Source organism: Ruthenibacterium sp. (assembly GCF_017421385.1).
Lineage (GTDB): Bacteria > Bacillota > Clostridia > Oscillospirales > Ruminococcaceae > Ruthenibacterium > Ruthenibacterium lactatiformans.
The window spans coordinates 64,605-80,839 of record NZ_JAFOIN010000092.1 but is presented as its reverse complement, the minus strand read 5'-3'; the positions used below and the strand labels follow the sequence as shown (position 1 = coordinate 80,839).

Below are 16,235 nucleotides of genomic sequence, written 5' to 3'. Positions count from 1 at the left end.
AAAGCTCTGTGCGCGAGCGCAGAAGCGTGTGCAGTGCACACGCACAGCCGCGTAAGCGGCAGTTTTGAGGTTATTATACCATAATGCTGCGGCCTGCTACAATAAAAGCGCCCGTACGGCGCGGCGGAAAAACAATGTTTTTGCAGATTTCTCAGGTTCTGGGCCGGCCGATGTTACGGGCGTAAGGGGAGAAGGATATTTTTGCGTGAGCCTGTTGACATTTTCGAAAGAAGATATATAATATCAATTGAACAGATGCTCATATGAAAGGATGTGCTTTTTATGGAACTGAGCCAAAACGAACGCTGCGAATATATGCATGTACACGAAGACATTGTAGCCAAAGTGGAGAAAGAGATGCCGGATGACGAGATCCTGTTCGATCTTGCAGAACTGTTCAAAATATTCGGAGACTCCACGCGCATCAAAATTTTGTATTTGTTGTTTGAATCGGAGATGTGCGTGTGTGATATCGCTCAGATGCTGCGTATGACGCAGTCGGCCATTTCCCATCAACTTGCGGTATTAAAAAAGAGCAAGCTGGTAAAATACAGGCGGGAAGGCAAGACCGTGTTTTACTCTCTGTCAGACGGTCATGTAAGGACGATCATCGACCAGGGAATGGAACACGTTTGTGAATAAACCAAATCAATTGAATCTTGGAGGTTGTCGGATATGAAAAAGCGTTTTAAACTTGTAGATCTGGATTGTGCGAATTGTGCGGCAAAGATGGAAGATGCCATTAAGAAGGTGGACGGCGTGAAGGACGCCACAGTCAGTTTTGTAATGCAGAAAATGACGGTGGAGGCCGATGACGCGCGTTTTGACGACATCATGAAGGAAATCGTTAAGGTGTGCAAGAGGGTGGAGCCGGACTGCGAGATCGTGCTGTAAATATGCGCCGCCCCGCGCGGCAGAACAGGGGATTAAAATATGGGTAAAAAGCAGAAGAAAATGCTGGCGCGCATTCTGGTCAGCGCCGTATTGTTCGCGGCGGGATTCTTTTTGCCGCTCGCCGGCTGGTCACAGCTCGTCTTTTATCTTACGGTCTACGCAATCATCGGGTGGGACATCGTGTGGAAAGCCGTACGGAATATCGCTCACGGGCAGGTATTTGATGAAAATTTTTTGATGGCATTGGCAACTATTGGCGCTTTTTGTCTGCAGGAATTTCCCGAAGCGGTAGAGGTCATGCTGTTTTATCAAGTGGGTGAGCTGTTCCAAAGCTATGCGGTGGGGCGTTCGCGTCAGTCCATTGCAGCTTTGATGGACATCCGGCCCGATTACGCCAATATTGAACGTGACGGCAAACTGGAACAGGTTGACCCGGACGACGTGGCGGTGGGTGACACCATCGTTATCAAAGCAGGAGAACGCATCCCACTGGACGGTGTAGTTCTGGATGGAAATTCCACCGTTAATACAGCGGCGCTCACAGGCGAATCGCTGCCGCGGGATGTGGGCACAGGCAGTGACGTCATCAGCGGCTGTGTGAATCAGAGCGGCCTGTTGCGTGTACGTGTTACAAAGGAATTTGGAGAATCCACCGTCTCCAAGATTCTGGATCTTGTAGAAAATTCCAGTACGAAAAAAGCAAAGGCGGAAAACTTTATTACCAAATTCGCGCGTTACTACACGCCGGCCGTCGTGATCGGCGCCGTGCTGCTGGCTGTGCTCCCGCCGTTGCTTGGTATGGGGATGTTCAGTGTCTGGGTGGCGCGCGCGCTTACGTTTCTGGTCATTTCCTGCCCGTGCGCACTGGTTATTTCGATACCGCTCAGCTTTTTTGGCGGTATCGGCGGCGCGTCCAAACGCGGCATTCTTGTGAAAGGCAGCAACTATCTGGAGGCGCTTGCTCAGACGGAAACTGTTGTTTTTGATAAGACCGGGACATTGACGCGCGGCACGTTCCAGGTGACCGCGGTCCACCCGGCCCGAGTTTCCAGGGAACAGCTATTGGAATTGGCGGCGTTGGCAGAGAGTTTTTCGGACCATCCCATCTCCCGTTCGCTCAAAGAAGCCTATGGCCGTGAATTGGACAACGCCCGCGTCAGCGATGTGGAAGAAATATCCGGCCACGGTGTATGCGCCCGTGTGGATGGAAGAACCGTTTGTGCCGGAAACGGTAAGCTAATGGATAAAATCGGCGCGCAATGGCATGAATGTCACAAGACAGGCACCGTCGTTCATGTGGCGGTAGACGGCGAATATGCCGGACACATCGTGATTTCCGACGCAGTAAAGCCGGACGCGGCCCGTGCGATTGCTTCGTTGAAGCGGCAGGGCATCCGCAAAACGGTCATGCTCACAGGCGATGCGAAGGCCGTAGGAGAAAGTGTTGCAAAGCAGCTCGGCCTGGACGAGGTACACGCGGAACTGCTGCCCGCGGATAAGGTGGAGCGCGTGGAAGAGCTGCTGAAGCAGAAGAGCGCAAACGGAAAGCTCGCTTTTGTCGGGGATGGTATCAATGATGCACCGGTACTCTCCCGCGCGGATATCGGAATCGCAATGGGCGGCCTTGGCTCCGACGCGGCCATTGAAGCGGCGGATGTGGTGCTTATGGACGATCAGCCCTCCAAAATCGCAACGGCGATGCGCATTTCCAAAAAAACGCTGCGTATCGTGCATCAGAACATCGTGTTTTCACTGGCTGTCAAGGGCCTGATGCTTTTATTGGGGGCATTGGGCGTGACCAATATGCAGGCTGCGATTTTTGCAGACGTGGGTGTTATGGTTCTGGCCGTTCTCAATGCGACCCGCGCGCTGCGCACAAAGGAACTGGAATAGAGCCGACAGCAAAACAGACCGGCACAGGCCAACTGAAAGGCCTGTGCCGGTCTGTTTTGCTGTCGAAACCCGGAATCAAAATCGCAACAGCCGCTCTGGATTTCTTCAGAGCGGCTGTCCGCTTATGTTCTGTTTCAGTTTTTGAAATCGATTTCTACGCCGCCAATGGTCACACGGGAAATCTGCTCCAAGGGCAGTGGGGAAGTGAATTGGTTTTTGCAAATACGCTCCGTACCGTTCCAGGAGCTGGAAGAACCATTGACGGGAATGGGGGCGCCTGATTTGTCATATGCAAGGATTTCCGGAAGCGGGTCGCTGGAGCCGTTGTCATCCACTGTCACGGATACCCCCATCGGCGAAAGTTCTACTTGCGTGACATGCCAGCCGCCAATATTCAGCTCCACATGCGCCACACGCTGACGGGACACACTTTCCAAACGGAAGGTAGTCTCCCATTTGCCGGGTACGGCGTCCTCATAGGAGATGCCGCTGTATGCGACCGTCAGCTTTTCCGGGTCTGCGCCTTGCGGAAGTGGGAGAATATATTCGGTGTATTCGTAATACTGGCTTCCTCCGCGCGTTTCGCATTTCCCGAAATCAATGGAATGGATCGGCAGCTTTTCGTCCTTTTCGGGTTTTCCGGTCATCAGAAATACCTGAGTGAACTGCGCGTATTTGCCGACAGCGCTGTATTTAAGTTGCAAATGGAGCGCGTTATCCGCCACGCCGCCGGATGTGAGGCCGCCCCAGGGGAACATGCTGTCCAGCGAACCATCGGATTCCGCAGGGACGAGCGCCTGGTCGCCGTTGAAGGGAGCGCCGGAATCAGAAAAGCCTACAGTGGTGCGGGTGGCGTTGCCTGTTATGGGCTGGAACGCAGGGGAGGGGAACACTGTTTCAATGTCGGAAACGCTGATACCGGTGTTCTGGTCCGACCATTCGGTCCTTCCCAAAAGAACAGCGCCAATGGAAAGCGTGATTTTTTTACCATTTAGATCCTCGCCGCATACGCCTTCAATGCGGAAGGTGGCTGTCGCAGTTTTTTCGTCGAACTGGACCATCTGCACCATCGGCGTCATGGCAATGCCGGAGAGCTGAACATCCGCCAGATTGGTCCGCTCATTGATGCGTGAACCTTCCAGATCCTTGACTGCAACATAAATATCCACCATGTCGTTGTCGTTCATCGCGGCAACAACCGTCGTTTCGATGCCGTTGTCGGTGCAGGAGCGCTCAATGGGCTGCAGCATGGAAGATATCTGTGTGCCCACTATGGCAAACAGATTTTGCACAGAGGGGACGGTGGTGGCCAGTACGCCCATGCTGCAGGCTAATATCAGGCAAAATACAGCCGCCACGGCAAGGGGACGGCGGAACCGGATAACGCGCGGCCTTTTTTTCTGCGCGGCCGCCTGAATGCGCTGCGCCATGTCATCGGGCACACAAAGCGCCGAAAGGCGTCGGTCGATCGCGCTTTTCATCGGGTTATTTTCCGTCGGCATACCATCCCTCCAATCTCTTTTTCAATTGCTCGCGCGCACGCTTGAGCCGCACAGAAACCGTAGATTCCGGCGCGTCCAGCACGCGCGCAATCTCGCTGATTTTCATATCCTGATAATAAAACAGCAGGATGACTTCCTTGTATTTAGGCTTCAGGTTCATGATCTCCCGCAGGAGCGTGTCATCTTCATGGGGAGAATCTTCTGCGGCCGGTATCTCATTCAATGCCTCCACGACGCTGACCCTGCGGTTCCAGGCACTGCGCAGATAGTCCTTACACACATTGATAGCGATACGCATTACCCATGTTTTTTCTCCGGCGGTGCCGTCGAATTGCGCGTAGTTGCGGTACACTTTTAAAAAGGTCTCTTGTGACGCATCCTCGGCAAGGTGTGAATCCTTCAAATAAAGAAAACACATGCGCAATACAGCGTTGCCGTATGCGCCAACGATACGCTCCATATCGGGCGGCGCAGCGGATTGCGCCGTCTGTTCGGGAATCACAGCGGCGTCCACCGCCCTTTCCTGCCGTTTAGACGGCGTTACTCATACAAAATCTTTCAAAATTGCATTGCAAAATCATTATAACCAGATAATGTAAAAAACGCAAATAAAACAGGGAAGAATGGAGATGCGGTGCGTTTTCGCAAACGGAGGCCGGGCGGAGCCAATAAGGCCGCGAAACCGAAAGCGCCTGAGACCTTATATGGCGTCCCAAGCGCTTGTTTTCAGCATTTTGCAGAATAGAAACAGCATGGCGGCACACCCTTGCGAAGCCGGAAAGGCGAACTGCAAAACGGAGACTGTTTTACAATGCCGAAAAATTTTACATCTGCGTGTCCGGCGCAATCAGCTTTTCCGCCAGCGTTTTGCTGGCGTTGGCCCGCACGGCCATTTCCATAGCCAGCGCGGGGCGCGTCCCGGCAGCGGTCTCAAGCTGCGCCGCCTGCCGTGCCATATCCGCAAACGCGGTCTCTTGAAGGGTGCAAAAGCAGTCGAAAGCCTTCGCGAAGCCGCGTTTCTCCGCGCCGCCGTCGGTCTGCTCCTGCGCGCCTTCAAACTGGCTTTCCAGCAGCGTTTTCACATCGGGTATGGGCAACACCTGCTTGAGCAGGCCGATTACGAGCAGATAAGCGAGTTGGACGCGTCCATAACGTTTCTTTACCGGCGCGGGCACAATACGGAGCTTTACATAATTATTGATCATGCTGGCTGTCAGTGCATGACCACCGTTTTCAGGCAAAAAAGGCCCCAGATATTTGTCCAGCAGCGTCAGGACCTGATCGAGGTACAGGTCTATGTCCGGCAGTTCGTCCCAACGCGGCAAACGTTGTGCGGCCAGCCCGGCACTCCAGGCGGCGACACTATTGTTTATTTCCATGATGATGCGGCACTCCTTTTGATTGGGCTGATTCTTTGGCAAAAATACGCCGGTAAATTGCAAATTCAGTATATCACGGTGCTTGCGAAGGAACAATAGTTTTGCGGAAATAGATTGACAAAAATACAAAACGTGATAATCTAATTATTAAAACCAGATAAAGAGGTGCGGTGAATGATATCGAAGATTGAAGTGTGGGGAGACAGTATTTTGCGCGGCGTCGTGCTGGACCCTGAGACACGGCGATATTCCAGGCTGAAGGAAGCGTCCTGCGTGGCGCTTTCGTCACGCGCGCTCGGAATCCCAGCCGAGAATCATGCGCGTTTCGGCATGACAAGTGAAAAGGGCCGCGTTGTAATGGAGCGGGAGATCCCTGCCCATGCGGAGGGAGAAGCGGCGCTGATCGGGTTCGGCGGCAACGATATCGATTACGACTGGCGAGCCGTCGCGGCCGACCCGCGCGCGGAGCATCTGCCGCATACCCCGCCGAAACGTTTTTGCGAGAACATGCGCGCGATGGTATGCCTTGCGCGGTCGCGCGGGATGGAGCCGCTGCTTATGACCTTGCCGCCCATCGACGCCGTACGCTACTACGAATGGATCGGCCGTGATATCGAAGGGAAAGAGAACATTCTTGTTTGGCTGGGGGATGTGCAGCAGATCTACCGCTCTCATGCCGCATACAACAGACTGGTGGTGGAACTGGCGCGGCAACTTGGATGCCGCCTGGTGGACCTGCGTGCATCTTTTCTGGAGAATGGCGACTATCGTCCGTATTTATGTATGGACGGCATCCATCCAAACGCGGAGGGACATGCGCTGATGGAGCGTGTTTTTCTAAGATATGCACGGGAAAATCTTCGTACGGCATGAATAAAATGAACAGCGTTTGGGAGAAATCCGGGGCGCTGTTTTTGTTGTATTCGCAAAAGGGCAATGTTATAATGTTTTTAAGTTTGCGGAACGCCCATGGCTCTGAAAGTGGGAAGCGTGCAAGACTGCGGCAAGAGTTTTGCCGTGCCGCAACAAAAAAACGTGCCGCCGGGCATGAACCGGACGGACGGCGGAATATATTGTAAGCAAGGAAGTGCCTTTTATGCAGTCTACTTATTTGAATTACGCGCTGCGCCAGCTGGAAGCAATCGTCAATATCCCAAGTCCCAGCGGCTTTACGGCAGAGGCCGTTCGGTACTGTTCGAACGAATTCGCCAATATGGGCTATACGCCTGAGATTACACCAAAGGGCGGCCTGCTTGTCTGCCTGGGCGGCGAGGGCGAAGGGCTTTTGCTGGGGGCGCACATCGACACTTTGGGCGCTATGGTGCGCGAGGTAAAAGCGAACGGCGCGCTGCGCGTGGCCCCAGTAGGCGGCCTGCAGGCAAACAACACGGAAACGGAGACCGTGCATGTATATACGCGCGCGGGGAAGGTGCTGGAGGGAACACTTCAGCTTGAAAACGCCTCGGTGCATGTGAACGGAGAATATTCCAAAACACAGCGCACCTTCGATACGCTGGAGCTGCTGTTGGACGCCAAGACGCACTCTGCGGCGGAAACGCGCGCTCTTGGTGTGGATGTGGGCGATTATGTTGCTGTCGAACCGCGTTTCAACGTCACCGAAACAGGATTCATCAAAAGCCGCTTCCTGGACGATAAGCTGTCCGCCGCTATCCTGCTCGCTTATGCCAAATACCTGAAGGATACCGGTCGGAGGCCGCGCCGCAGAGTGTATGTAGATTTCACCGTGTTTGAGGAGGTAGGCCACGGCGGCGCGGTGATTCCGCAGGATGTGGTGGAGATGCTCTCGGTGGACATGGGGTGCGTTGGTACAGGGTTGCAATGCGATGAGACGATGGTCTCCATATGTGTGATGGACTCAAAAGGCCCGTCACATAAAGCGGTGGTGGACGGCCTGGTGGAGGCGGCGCTGCGCGCCGGTGTGCGCTACGCGCTGGATGTTTATCCCCACTATTCCTCGGATGCGGACGTAGCGGTCTGCGCAGGCAACGATGTACGGCATTGTGTAGTGGGGGCTGGTGTGTATGCCTCTCACGGATATGAGCGTTCCCACATTGAGGGGCTGGCCAACACCTTCGACTTATTGAATTCCTATATTGAAACCGCAGATTAAACAAGTTTTCGGGTAAACTGCCCAAATTTTGTGAAAGACTTGTGTTTTTTCGGGGGATACAGTATTATATTTTTCATAACTAATAATTTTTGTTTACACAAACAATGATGTTTGCGCGCAGAAGAGGGATACTCTGGAAGCGGCATTTCAGGGGGCCTTTAAAAAGGTCCCCTGTTGTTTTACACAAAAACGTTGGAAATGGAGGCATGGCAAAATGGAGAAACTCAGACAACAGATCGAACAGAGGCTTTCCGCCGTAATGGGCGACGCCTGCTTTTATTACGAGAACCTGGCGACAGGCGTGTGCTTCGGCCACGCGGCTGACAAGCCCGTAGTGGCGGCCAGCGTCATCAAGCTGGCGGTGCTTATTGAAGCGTTCCGCCAGATGGATGCGGACGCTGTGCGCGCGAACGAGATGTTCGTGATTGCGCGTACGGATAAATTGCCGTCCTGCGGTGCGCTCAATTATCTGCATGACGGCCTTTGCGTCACATTCCGCGATCTTTGCGTGCTCATGACCATCCTTTCGGACAATACGGCCACGAATCTGCTCATCAAGCGTCTGGGCATCGGCAACATCAACGACACGCTGCGCATGCTGGGGGCAGAAAAAATGACGCTCAACCGCCTTCTGTTTGACCGTGAAGCATCGTCCCGCGGCATTGAAAATTATATCACGGCGCGGGAGGCAGGGCTGCTGCTCAAACGTTTGTACGACGGCGAGGCTGTTTCCGGGCCTGCCAGCGAAGATATGCTTTCGATCCTGAAAGACCAACGCCTCAATGGGAAGATTCCGTTCCTGCTGCCGCACAGCGTAAAGATCGCGCACAAAACAGGTGAGGACGATGGCATTACCCATGACGTGGGCATCGTATACGCGCGGCAGCCGTTTATTGTGTGCTTCTGTGGCGAACATGTATCGCCACCGGAATTCGAGCGCGCAATGCAGGATATCACCCTAATGCTGTATGAAAATGCGGAGCGAATTCGTTAAAATATTGTATAATCGAAGGAAAAAACTTGTAATCGTATGCGCTGTTTGGTATACTGGTTGCAATTTATAACCGCTGTAAAGTGCTAAAGTGTTCCGAGAGGAGGAACAGTACAATAATATGAAAATCACAGAAATTGAAGTCGGAGAGATATTCGTTCCGCTGGCAAAGCCCTTTAAAACGGCGCTTCGTACGGTAGAAAATGTAGAGGATATCGTGGTGCGTATCACAACCGACACCGGGGCCGCAGGGTATGGCGAGGCGCCGCCCACGGCGGTTATCACCGGGGATACCAAGGGAAGCATCCGCTGTGCCATCGAGGATTTTATCCGTCCCGCCTTGCTTGGCATGGAGATCGAAGATTTGGACGGCATTATGTACAGGCTGCATTCCAGCATTGTGAAAAACACTTCCGCCAAGGCTGCGGTGGATATGGCAGTGTATGATTTGTATGCCCAGCGCTTCGGCGCGCCGCTGTACCAGCTTTTGGGAGGCGCTGGGGACACGGTGGAAACGGATATCACCATCAGCGTAAATCCGGTTCCTCAGATGGTGGCGGACAGCCTTGAGGCGGTGCAGCAAGGATATAAGATACTTAAAATCAAAGTCGGCAAAGAGGGCCTGGCCGACGTGGCGCGCATCGCAGGCATCCGCAAGGCCGTAGGCAGCGGCATCCAGATTCGTGTGGATGCAAACCAGGGCTGGACGGCAAAGGAAGCCATTCGTATCATCACCGCGATGGAAGATAAAGGGCTGAACATCGACCTTGTGGAGCAGCCGGTGCCCGCGCACGACCTGGACGGCATGCGCGCCGTCACAAAAGCTGTATATACGCCGATTCTTGCGGATGAAAGCGTGTTTTCGCCCGAAGATGCAGCCGAGATCATCCGCACCCGTGCGGCCGACCTGCTCAACATCAAGCTGATGAAGACCGGCGGCATTTGGCAGGCGCTGAAGATCTGCAGCCTGGCCGAGATGTACGGTGTGGAATGCATGATCGGCTGTATGCTGGAATCCAAGCTGGCGGTGAGTGCGGCGGCGCACCTTGCCGCTGCAAAGCGCGTGATCACCCGGGCGGATCTGGACGGCCCGTCCCTGTGCAAAACAGACCCGTTCACAGGCGGCCCGCTGTATGAAAACGGCGTTATCCGAATGACGGACGCGCCCGGCATCGGCATTACGCGCGTTCCGGCGTTTGTATAAAACGGCCAAACGAAAAGCCCCGGAGCTTTTCGTTTGGGGAACAGGTGTTCCCCAAATGATTCCTTTTGTTCCGCGATGGAAAAGCGTTATCCGGCGCATCTTGTGAAACGCGCCTGATAATAGAGAGAGGGAAACGAAACGGAGGAAAGAACATGAAAAAGTTACTCGCGATCCTTTTGTGCCTGGCACTGGTTGTGGGCTGCTTTGCAGGCTGCGGCCAAAGCGCCGGAAGCGGCACTACGTTCCGCAAGATGTATTCGGGTGAAGTCACTACGATGAACTATCTTGTCACGGGCAGCACCAACGATTTGATCATTCCCGCGAACGTTATCGATACGTTGGTGGAATATGATGCTTACGGCGCCATCAAGCCCGCTTTGGCCGAAAGCTGGGAGACCAGCGAGGATGGCCTGACCTGGACATTCCATCTGCGCGAAGGCGTGAAATGGTACGATTATACGGGCAAGGAAGTCGCGCCTGTCACGGCGCAGGATTTTGTCGACGCCGCCATCTATGCACTGGACGCCAAAAACGCCAGCAGCACGGAATACATGATGGAGGGCATCATCGCAAACGCTACTGAATATTACAAATATACCTCTTATTTGTTGGAAAGCGAAAACGGAACCAAGACCACCGACGAGGATGGGGAAGCCATCGAGCCGGTGGCCGAAGTAAAGCCCGAGGATGTCGGTGTAAAGGCTGTGGACGATTTGACGCTGGAATATACGCTCGTACAGCCCACTCCGTATTTCCTGTCCGTTTTGAACTATGGCTGCTATCTGCCTGCAAACGGTGCATTCATGCAGAGCTGCATTGCCGAAGACGGTACCGATATGTTCGGAACAGACAACACCAAGCTGCTCTATAACGGCGCATATATCCTTTCCACGTTTGAGCCGCAGGGACGCCGCATCATGACGAAGAACCCCAATTACTGGGATAAGGACAATGTGTTCATCGACGCCATCGAGGAGACCTATAACAAAGAGATGGACACCATCGCGCCGGAGATGTTCAAGCGCAATGAAACGGATCTTGCGTACCTCTCCGCCGATATTCTGGATGCATGGCTGGCTGCGGACGACACCAAGAATATGGTCAGCCCGAGCCGGGTGGATTCCAGTTACTCCTATTTTTATGCGTTCAACTTTGAACCGAAGTTCGACGAAGCCTATGAGCCGGACAACTGGACGCTGGCCGTCAATAACGAGAATTTCCGCCAGTCCATTTTCCATGCGCTGGACCGCGTGAAGGCCAAAACCGTCATGCAGCCCTATGATCCGGAATCCTTCATCATCAATACGGTCACCCCGCCGAACTTTACAGATTTGAACGGCGTTGACTTTTCCGAAGTGGGGGACCTGGCCGCGATTTCCGCACGCGATTCCTTCCAGAGCGACAAGGCTCTGGAATACAAGGAAAAAGCTGTGGAGGAGTTAACAGCTGAGGGGGCGACGTTCCCGGTCAAGGTCCTCATGCCTTACAATCCCTCGTCCACGAACTGGGACAAAGAGTGTCAGGTCGTGGAGCAGCAGCTGGAAGGCCTGCTGGGCAGTGATTATATCGATGTGATCGTTGAGGCCGGGCCGTCTACGGGCTTCCTGTCGGAAGTCCGCCGCGGCGGAAAATTCGCTCTGATGAAGTGCAACTGGGGCGCGGATTACGCTGACCCCGCCACCTGGACCGAGCCGTTCAGTGACACCGGCTCCGACAGCTATCTCCACTGGCGTGCAGACACCGCGGCGGGTGTGCGGGATATCATCGCCGAATATGACGCGCTGGTAGCCGAAGCAAAAGCGCAGGTGGAGGATATGAGCGTCCGCTACAACACCTTCGCCCAAGCGGAGGCGTCCATCATCAACCATGCTGTTATCATTCCCTACGGCGTGGAAGGAGACGGCTTCAAGGCCACCCGCCTGAATGAGCTGGAAGCGGAATATGCCCCGTATGGTCTGGCGCGTCAGCGGTATAAATACCAGAAGCTGCGCACCGAGCCGATGAGCCAGAATGAATTCAACACCCTGTACGAGGCATGGCAGGCCGAGCGCGCCAAAGCACTGGCTGCTGAATGATCCGATCGTAAAAGCAGGCTTTGTCCGGATGCGCCGGACAGGGCAGGCGGCCGAAACAACGGCCGCCTGCTTTCATTAGGGAACGGGTGCGCCCGTTTCTTAATGAAAGCAGTCTGCACGGCGGGCATTGTATGTCCGCCATCCAACAAAACAACCAAGTAAGGAGCTCCTGCCCATGATCCGATACTCGGCCAAACGTCTGGCGCGGTCTATGCTCACGCTGTTCATTATTATAACAGTCGTATTCTCGCTGCTGCGCCTGATGCCGGTGGAAGGCTACTTCCAGAACTATGAAAAAATGAACGATGCGCAGATCCAGAACGGGCTGCGTCAGCTCGGCCTGCTGGATCCGCTGCCCGTACAGCTGATGAATTTTTACAAGCAGGTGCTGCACGGCGATCTCGGCGTGTCGAATATTTACCGTATGAATGTGCCTATTACGCAAATCGTTGCGGAAAAGGCGCCTGTTTCCATGATGATGGGCGGTATGGCGCTTTGTATCTCGCTGTTGCTGGGCCTGCCCATGGGGGCCGCTATGGCGCGCGGGAAGGGAAAGTGGTTCGATAAGATCGGCACAGGGTTCGTCGTGCTGGTACAGGCGGTGCCAAGCGCCGTGTATTATCTGGTCATCCAGCTGTACGGCACGCAGATACCCGGCTTTCCGCTCCCGATGCTGTTCCGGATGGACAACCCGTTGAGCTGGATCCTGCCAACCTTTTCCCTGGCCATCGGAAATATCGCTTATTATGCCATGTGGCTGCGACGCTTTATGGTGGACGAATCCAACAAGGATTATGTCATGCTTGCGCGTGCCAAGGGCGTTTCTTCGAAAAAAATCATGAGCGGACACGTGTTCCGTAACGCATTCGTACCTCTCGTACAGTATCTGCCCACGTCTTTTCTTATTACGTTGATGGGCTCTATCTATGTGGAGAGCCTGTATTCTGTGCCGGGAATGGGCGGCCTGCTGGTAGACGTTATCCAGCGGCAGGACAACACTGTGGTGCAGGCGCTTGTACTCATCTATGCCGCGATCAGCATTCTTGGCTTGCTGATTGGCGATATTCTGATGGCCGTGGTGGACCCGCGCATCAGCCTGAACAAAAAGGAGGGCGCGAGGTAATGGGATTGTTCAACAAAAAAAGCGTACAGCTGAGCGACAGCCTGAATCAGGCCACCGCACAGGCGCTGGACGGCCTGAGTGCGGCCGATGAGAAAGAACTGTTTGCATTCGCGGAATACCATCCCGAAGACGCGGAAAAAACCGGGTTTTCAGGCTATTCCTACTGGCGGAGCACACTGCGTGTGTTCACGCGCAATAAAATGGCGATGTTTCTGCTGGGCGTCATCATCGTTCTGCTGCTTTTTACGTTCATTCAGCCGTATCTGCCCGGACAACGTGACCCAATCGTTATTAATAACGATGAAAACGGCATCCAGATTATCAATATGAAGCCGAACAGTGAGTTTTGGTTCGGAACCAATTCCATCGGACAGGATCTGTGGAGCCGCGTTTGGAGCGGTACGCGCACCAGTCTGTTCATCGGCTTTTCCGTAGCCATGTGGGAGGTCGCTTTCGGCATTCTTATCGGTGTGCTGTGGGGTTATGTGCGCAAGCTGGATTTCTTTTTTACCGAGCTGTACAACGTTGTGGACAATATTCCGCAGACGATCGTGCTCATTCTGTTTTCCTACATCATGCGGCCCAGCGTGGGGACGCTGATCTTCGCCATGTGCCTGACGGGCTGGCTGACGATGGCGCGCTTTGTGCGCAACCAGATCGTTATCATCCGTGACAGGGATTATAACCTTGCGTCCCGGTGCCTGGGCACTCCGACGCGGCGCATCATTGTGCGCAACCTGCTGCCGTACCTGGTGTCCGTCATCATGATGCGCGTGGCCATGGCCATCCCGCTGGCCATCGGTAATGAAGTGTTCATCACATACATCGGTCTCGGTCTGCCGGTCTCTACGCCCAGCCTGGGCAACCTGATCAACCAGGGCCGCATGATTATGATGAACCCCTCTTTGCAGTATCAGCTGGTTTTCCCGACCGTCGTGCTGTGCATCATTACCGTCAGTTTTTACATCATCGGCAACGCCTTTGCCGATGCCGCTGACCCCAAAAACCATGTATTTTAAGGAGGACGGCGCAGCATGCAGGATGTGATCTTATCTGTGCAGGATCTTGAAGTGGAATTCACGCTCCGCGGCAAGACATTGCACGCCATTCGGGGTATCAGCCTCGACATCTGTGAAGGCGAGAGCCTTGCCATCGTGGGGGAATCCGGCAGCGGTAAATCCGTGTTCTGCAAAACGTTCATGGGTCTGTTGGATTCCAACGGCCGCGTCACCCGCGGCAGCATCCGTTACGGCGAAAAGGACCTTGCCGCCTTTAAAACGGAAAAAGAGTGGCTCAGCGTGCGCGGAAAGGAAATCGCTATGGTCATGCAGGATCCGATGACCAGCCTGAATCCGCTCAAAACCGTCGGCGCGCAGATCTGCGAAGCGCTGACGCTGCACCAGGGAATGAAGGGGGAGGCCGCCAAGCAAAAAGCTACTGAGATACTGGAGGATGTCGGCATCACTGAGGCGGCGCGCCGTTTCGGTCAGTATCCGCATGAGTTTTCCGGCGGTATGCGCCAGCGGGTGGTCATTGCCATCGCCATTGCATGCAACCCGCGCATCCTTATCTGTGACGAGCCAACGACGGCTCTGGATGTTACCATTCAGGCACAGATATTAAAGCTTCTGAAGGACCTGAAAGCCAAGTATAAGCTGACCACGCTGTACATCACCCATGACCTGGGCGTGGTGGCGAATGTGGCCGACCGAATCGCGGTGATGTACGCGGGCGATATCGTTGAAATCGGGACCTGCGAGGAAGTGTTCTACACGCCCAAGCACCCGTATACCTGGGCGCTGCTGTCCAGCCTGCCGCAGCTCGGTGTGCGGGGCGAGAACCTGTATTCCATTCCCGGTACGCCGCCAAATCTGTTCGCAGATGTAAAGGGGGACGCCTTTGCGCCTAGGAATCCGTATGCGCTGAAAATTGATTTTGTGGAGCGGCCGCCGTATTTTGAGGTGAGCCCGACCCACAAAGCGCGCACCTGGCTGTTGGACCCGCGCGCACCCAAAGTGGAGCCGCCGGAAAATATCCGCAATCTGCGGAGTGTGCAGGAGGGGAATGTATGACAATGGAAAACAAGCCTCTTCTGCAGGTCAAAGACCTCACAGTGACCTTTGGAGAGCGGCACAATAAGTTTACCGCCGTCAAAAACGTCAGCTTCGATATTTTCCAAGGCGAGACGTTCGGCCTTGTGGGCGAATCCGGCAGCGGCAAAACGACCATCGGCCGGACGGTCATCCGCATCAACCCGGCGGCGAGCGGCGAGATTTTGTACGATGGAGAACGCATCAGCGGCAGGATCAGCCGTGAAAAGGACAGGGAAGTCACCCGAAAAATACAAATGATCTTCCAGGACCCGATGGCCTCCCTCAACGAACGAGCCAAGGTGGATTACATCGTCTCCGAGGGGTTGTATAATCTGGGCGGACGCGTGTCGGAGGAAGAACGCCGCAAAAAGGTTGCGCAGGCACTTTCCGACGTGGGACTGCTACCGGAATTTGCCAGCCGTTTTCCGCACGAGTTCTCCGGCGGGCAGCGCCAGCGCATCGGCATCGCCCGCGCGCTTATCATGGAACCGGAATTCATTATTGCGGACGAGCCCATCTCTGCTTTGGACGTATCCATCCGTGCTCAGGTGCTGAACCTGATGGCCGAGCTGCAGCGTCGGCGCGGGCTGACCTATCTGCTCATCAGTCATGATCTCTCGGTGATGCGTTTCATCTGCGACCGCATCGCGGTCATTCATTTGGGACGCATCGTAGAGCTTTCCAGTACGGAAAAGCTATTTGCACATCCGCTGCATCCGTATACGAGAGCGCTGCTTTCCGCTATTCCGCTGCCGGACCCTGCGGCGGAAAAACGCAAGGTCCTGGAGGTGTACGACCCGTCCTGTCATCATTATGAGGCAGACCCTCCGACATGGACGGAGATCGAACCGGGACATTTTGTGCTTGCAAATCAGGAAGAACTTGAAAAATACCGGACAATGATTTAAACTGAATGACATGAAGGACGCAGCGCGGCGTTTTTCGCGCGG

15 protein-coding genes are annotated in these 16,235 nt (G+C 54.4%); 12 read left to right on the top strand and 3 right to left on the bottom strand.

Annotation, left to right across the window (positions count from 1 at the left end; genetic code table 11):
- Positions 1-282: 282 nt before the first annotated feature.
- The 3 genes from IIY41_RS11390 to IIY41_RS11380 are packed head-to-tail and all read left to right on the top strand — an operon-like array spanning position 283 to position 2,787.
- On the top strand, positions 283-642 hold the full coding sequence (locus IIY41_RS11390) for an ArsR/SmtB family transcription factor (RefSeq protein WP_270774928.1): 360 nt from the start codon (positions 283-285) through the stop codon (positions 640-642).
- A 33-nt stretch (positions 643-675) separates the two neighbouring features.
- The gene (locus tag IIY41_RS11385; protein ID WP_009325765.1) at positions 676-894 is read left to right on the top strand and encodes a cation transporter; all 219 of its coding nucleotides are present in this window, start codon (positions 676-678) and stop codon (positions 892-894) included.
- A 39-nt stretch (positions 895-933) separates the two neighbouring features.
- Positions 934-2,787: a heavy metal translocating P-type ATPase gene (locus tag IIY41_RS11380; protein WP_009325764.1), complete on the top strand. Its 1,854-nt coding sequence runs from the start codon at positions 934-936 to the stop codon at positions 2,785-2,787.
- Between the two features lie 134 nt (positions 2,788-2,921).
- On the opposite strand, the gene IIY41_RS11375 is transcribed toward IIY41_RS11380, so the two are convergent.
- The 3 genes from IIY41_RS11375 to IIY41_RS11365 form a co-directional block, all read right to left on the bottom strand.
- Entirely contained in the window at positions 2,922-4,289 is a 1,368-nt protein-coding gene (locus tag IIY41_RS11375; RefSeq protein ID WP_009325763.1) for a DUF4179 domain-containing protein, read from the bottom strand.
- A complete protein-coding gene (locus IIY41_RS11370; protein ID WP_009325762.1) occupies positions 4,273-4,803 on the bottom strand; it encodes a sigma-70 family RNA polymerase sigma factor in 531 nt (176 codons plus the stop codon). Before IIY41_RS11370 ends, IIY41_RS11375 begins: the two co-directional genes overlap by 17 nt.
- A gap of 310 nt (positions 4,804-5,113) precedes the next feature.
- On the bottom strand, positions 5,114-5,668 hold the full coding sequence (locus tag IIY41_RS11365; RefSeq protein WP_055080830.1) for a DUF1836 domain-containing protein: 555 nt from the start codon (positions 5,666-5,668) through the stop codon (positions 5,114-5,116).
- Between the two features lie 174 nt (positions 5,669-5,842).
- Between IIY41_RS11365 and IIY41_RS11360 the strand changes: the two genes are divergently transcribed.
- The 9 genes from IIY41_RS11360 (at position 5,843) to IIY41_RS11320 (ending at position 16,193) form a co-directional block, all read left to right on the top strand.
- Positions 5,843-6,541, top strand: coding sequence for an SGNH/GDSL hydrolase family protein (locus tag IIY41_RS11360; protein ID WP_287400788.1), 699 nt, complete (start codon positions 5,843-5,845; stop codon positions 6,539-6,541).
- 223 nt (positions 6,542-6,764) lie between these two features.
- The gene (locus tag IIY41_RS11355) at positions 6,765-7,799 is read left to right on the top strand and encodes a M42 family metallopeptidase (protein WP_009325759.1); all 1,035 of its coding nucleotides are present in this window, start codon (positions 6,765-6,767) and stop codon (positions 7,797-7,799) included.
- 214 nt (positions 7,800-8,013) lie between these two features.
- Positions 8,014-8,793, top strand: a complete 780-nt coding sequence (locus IIY41_RS11350) for a serine hydrolase (protein WP_058722551.1) — start codon at positions 8,014-8,016, stop codon at positions 8,791-8,793.
- Positions 8,794-8,911: 118 nt separating this feature from the next.
- Positions 8,912-9,994, top strand: coding sequence for a mandelate racemase/muconate lactonizing enzyme family protein (locus IIY41_RS11345; protein ID WP_055080827.1), 1,083 nt, complete (start codon positions 8,912-8,914; stop codon positions 9,992-9,994).
- Positions 9,995-10,146: 152 nt separating this feature from the next.
- The gene (locus IIY41_RS11340) at positions 10,147-12,069 is read left to right on the top strand and encodes a peptide ABC transporter substrate-binding protein (protein ID WP_050004219.1); all 1,923 of its coding nucleotides are present in this window, start codon (positions 10,147-10,149) and stop codon (positions 12,067-12,069) included.
- A 175-nt stretch (positions 12,070-12,244) separates the two neighbouring features.
- On the top strand, positions 12,245-13,192 hold the full coding sequence (locus tag IIY41_RS11335; protein ID WP_009325755.1) for an ABC transporter permease: 948 nt from the start codon (positions 12,245-12,247) through the stop codon (positions 13,190-13,192).
- A complete protein-coding gene (locus tag IIY41_RS11330) occupies positions 13,192-14,211 on the top strand; it encodes an ABC transporter permease (protein WP_058722552.1) in 1,020 nt (339 codons plus the stop codon). Before IIY41_RS11335 ends, IIY41_RS11330 begins: the two co-directional genes overlap by 1 nt.
- Positions 14,212-14,226: 15 nt before the next feature.
- A complete protein-coding gene (locus IIY41_RS11325; protein ID WP_009325753.1) occupies positions 14,227-15,264 on the top strand; it encodes an ABC transporter ATP-binding protein in 1,038 nt (345 codons plus the stop codon).
- Positions 15,261-16,193 carry an ATP-binding cassette domain-containing protein gene (locus IIY41_RS11320; protein WP_050004217.1) on the top strand — a complete coding sequence of 311 codons (933 nt, stop codon included), beginning with the start codon at positions 15,261-15,263 and terminating at the stop codon, positions 16,191-16,193. Before IIY41_RS11325 ends, IIY41_RS11320 begins: the two co-directional genes overlap by 4 nt.
- Positions 16,194-16,235 lie beyond the last annotated feature (42 nt).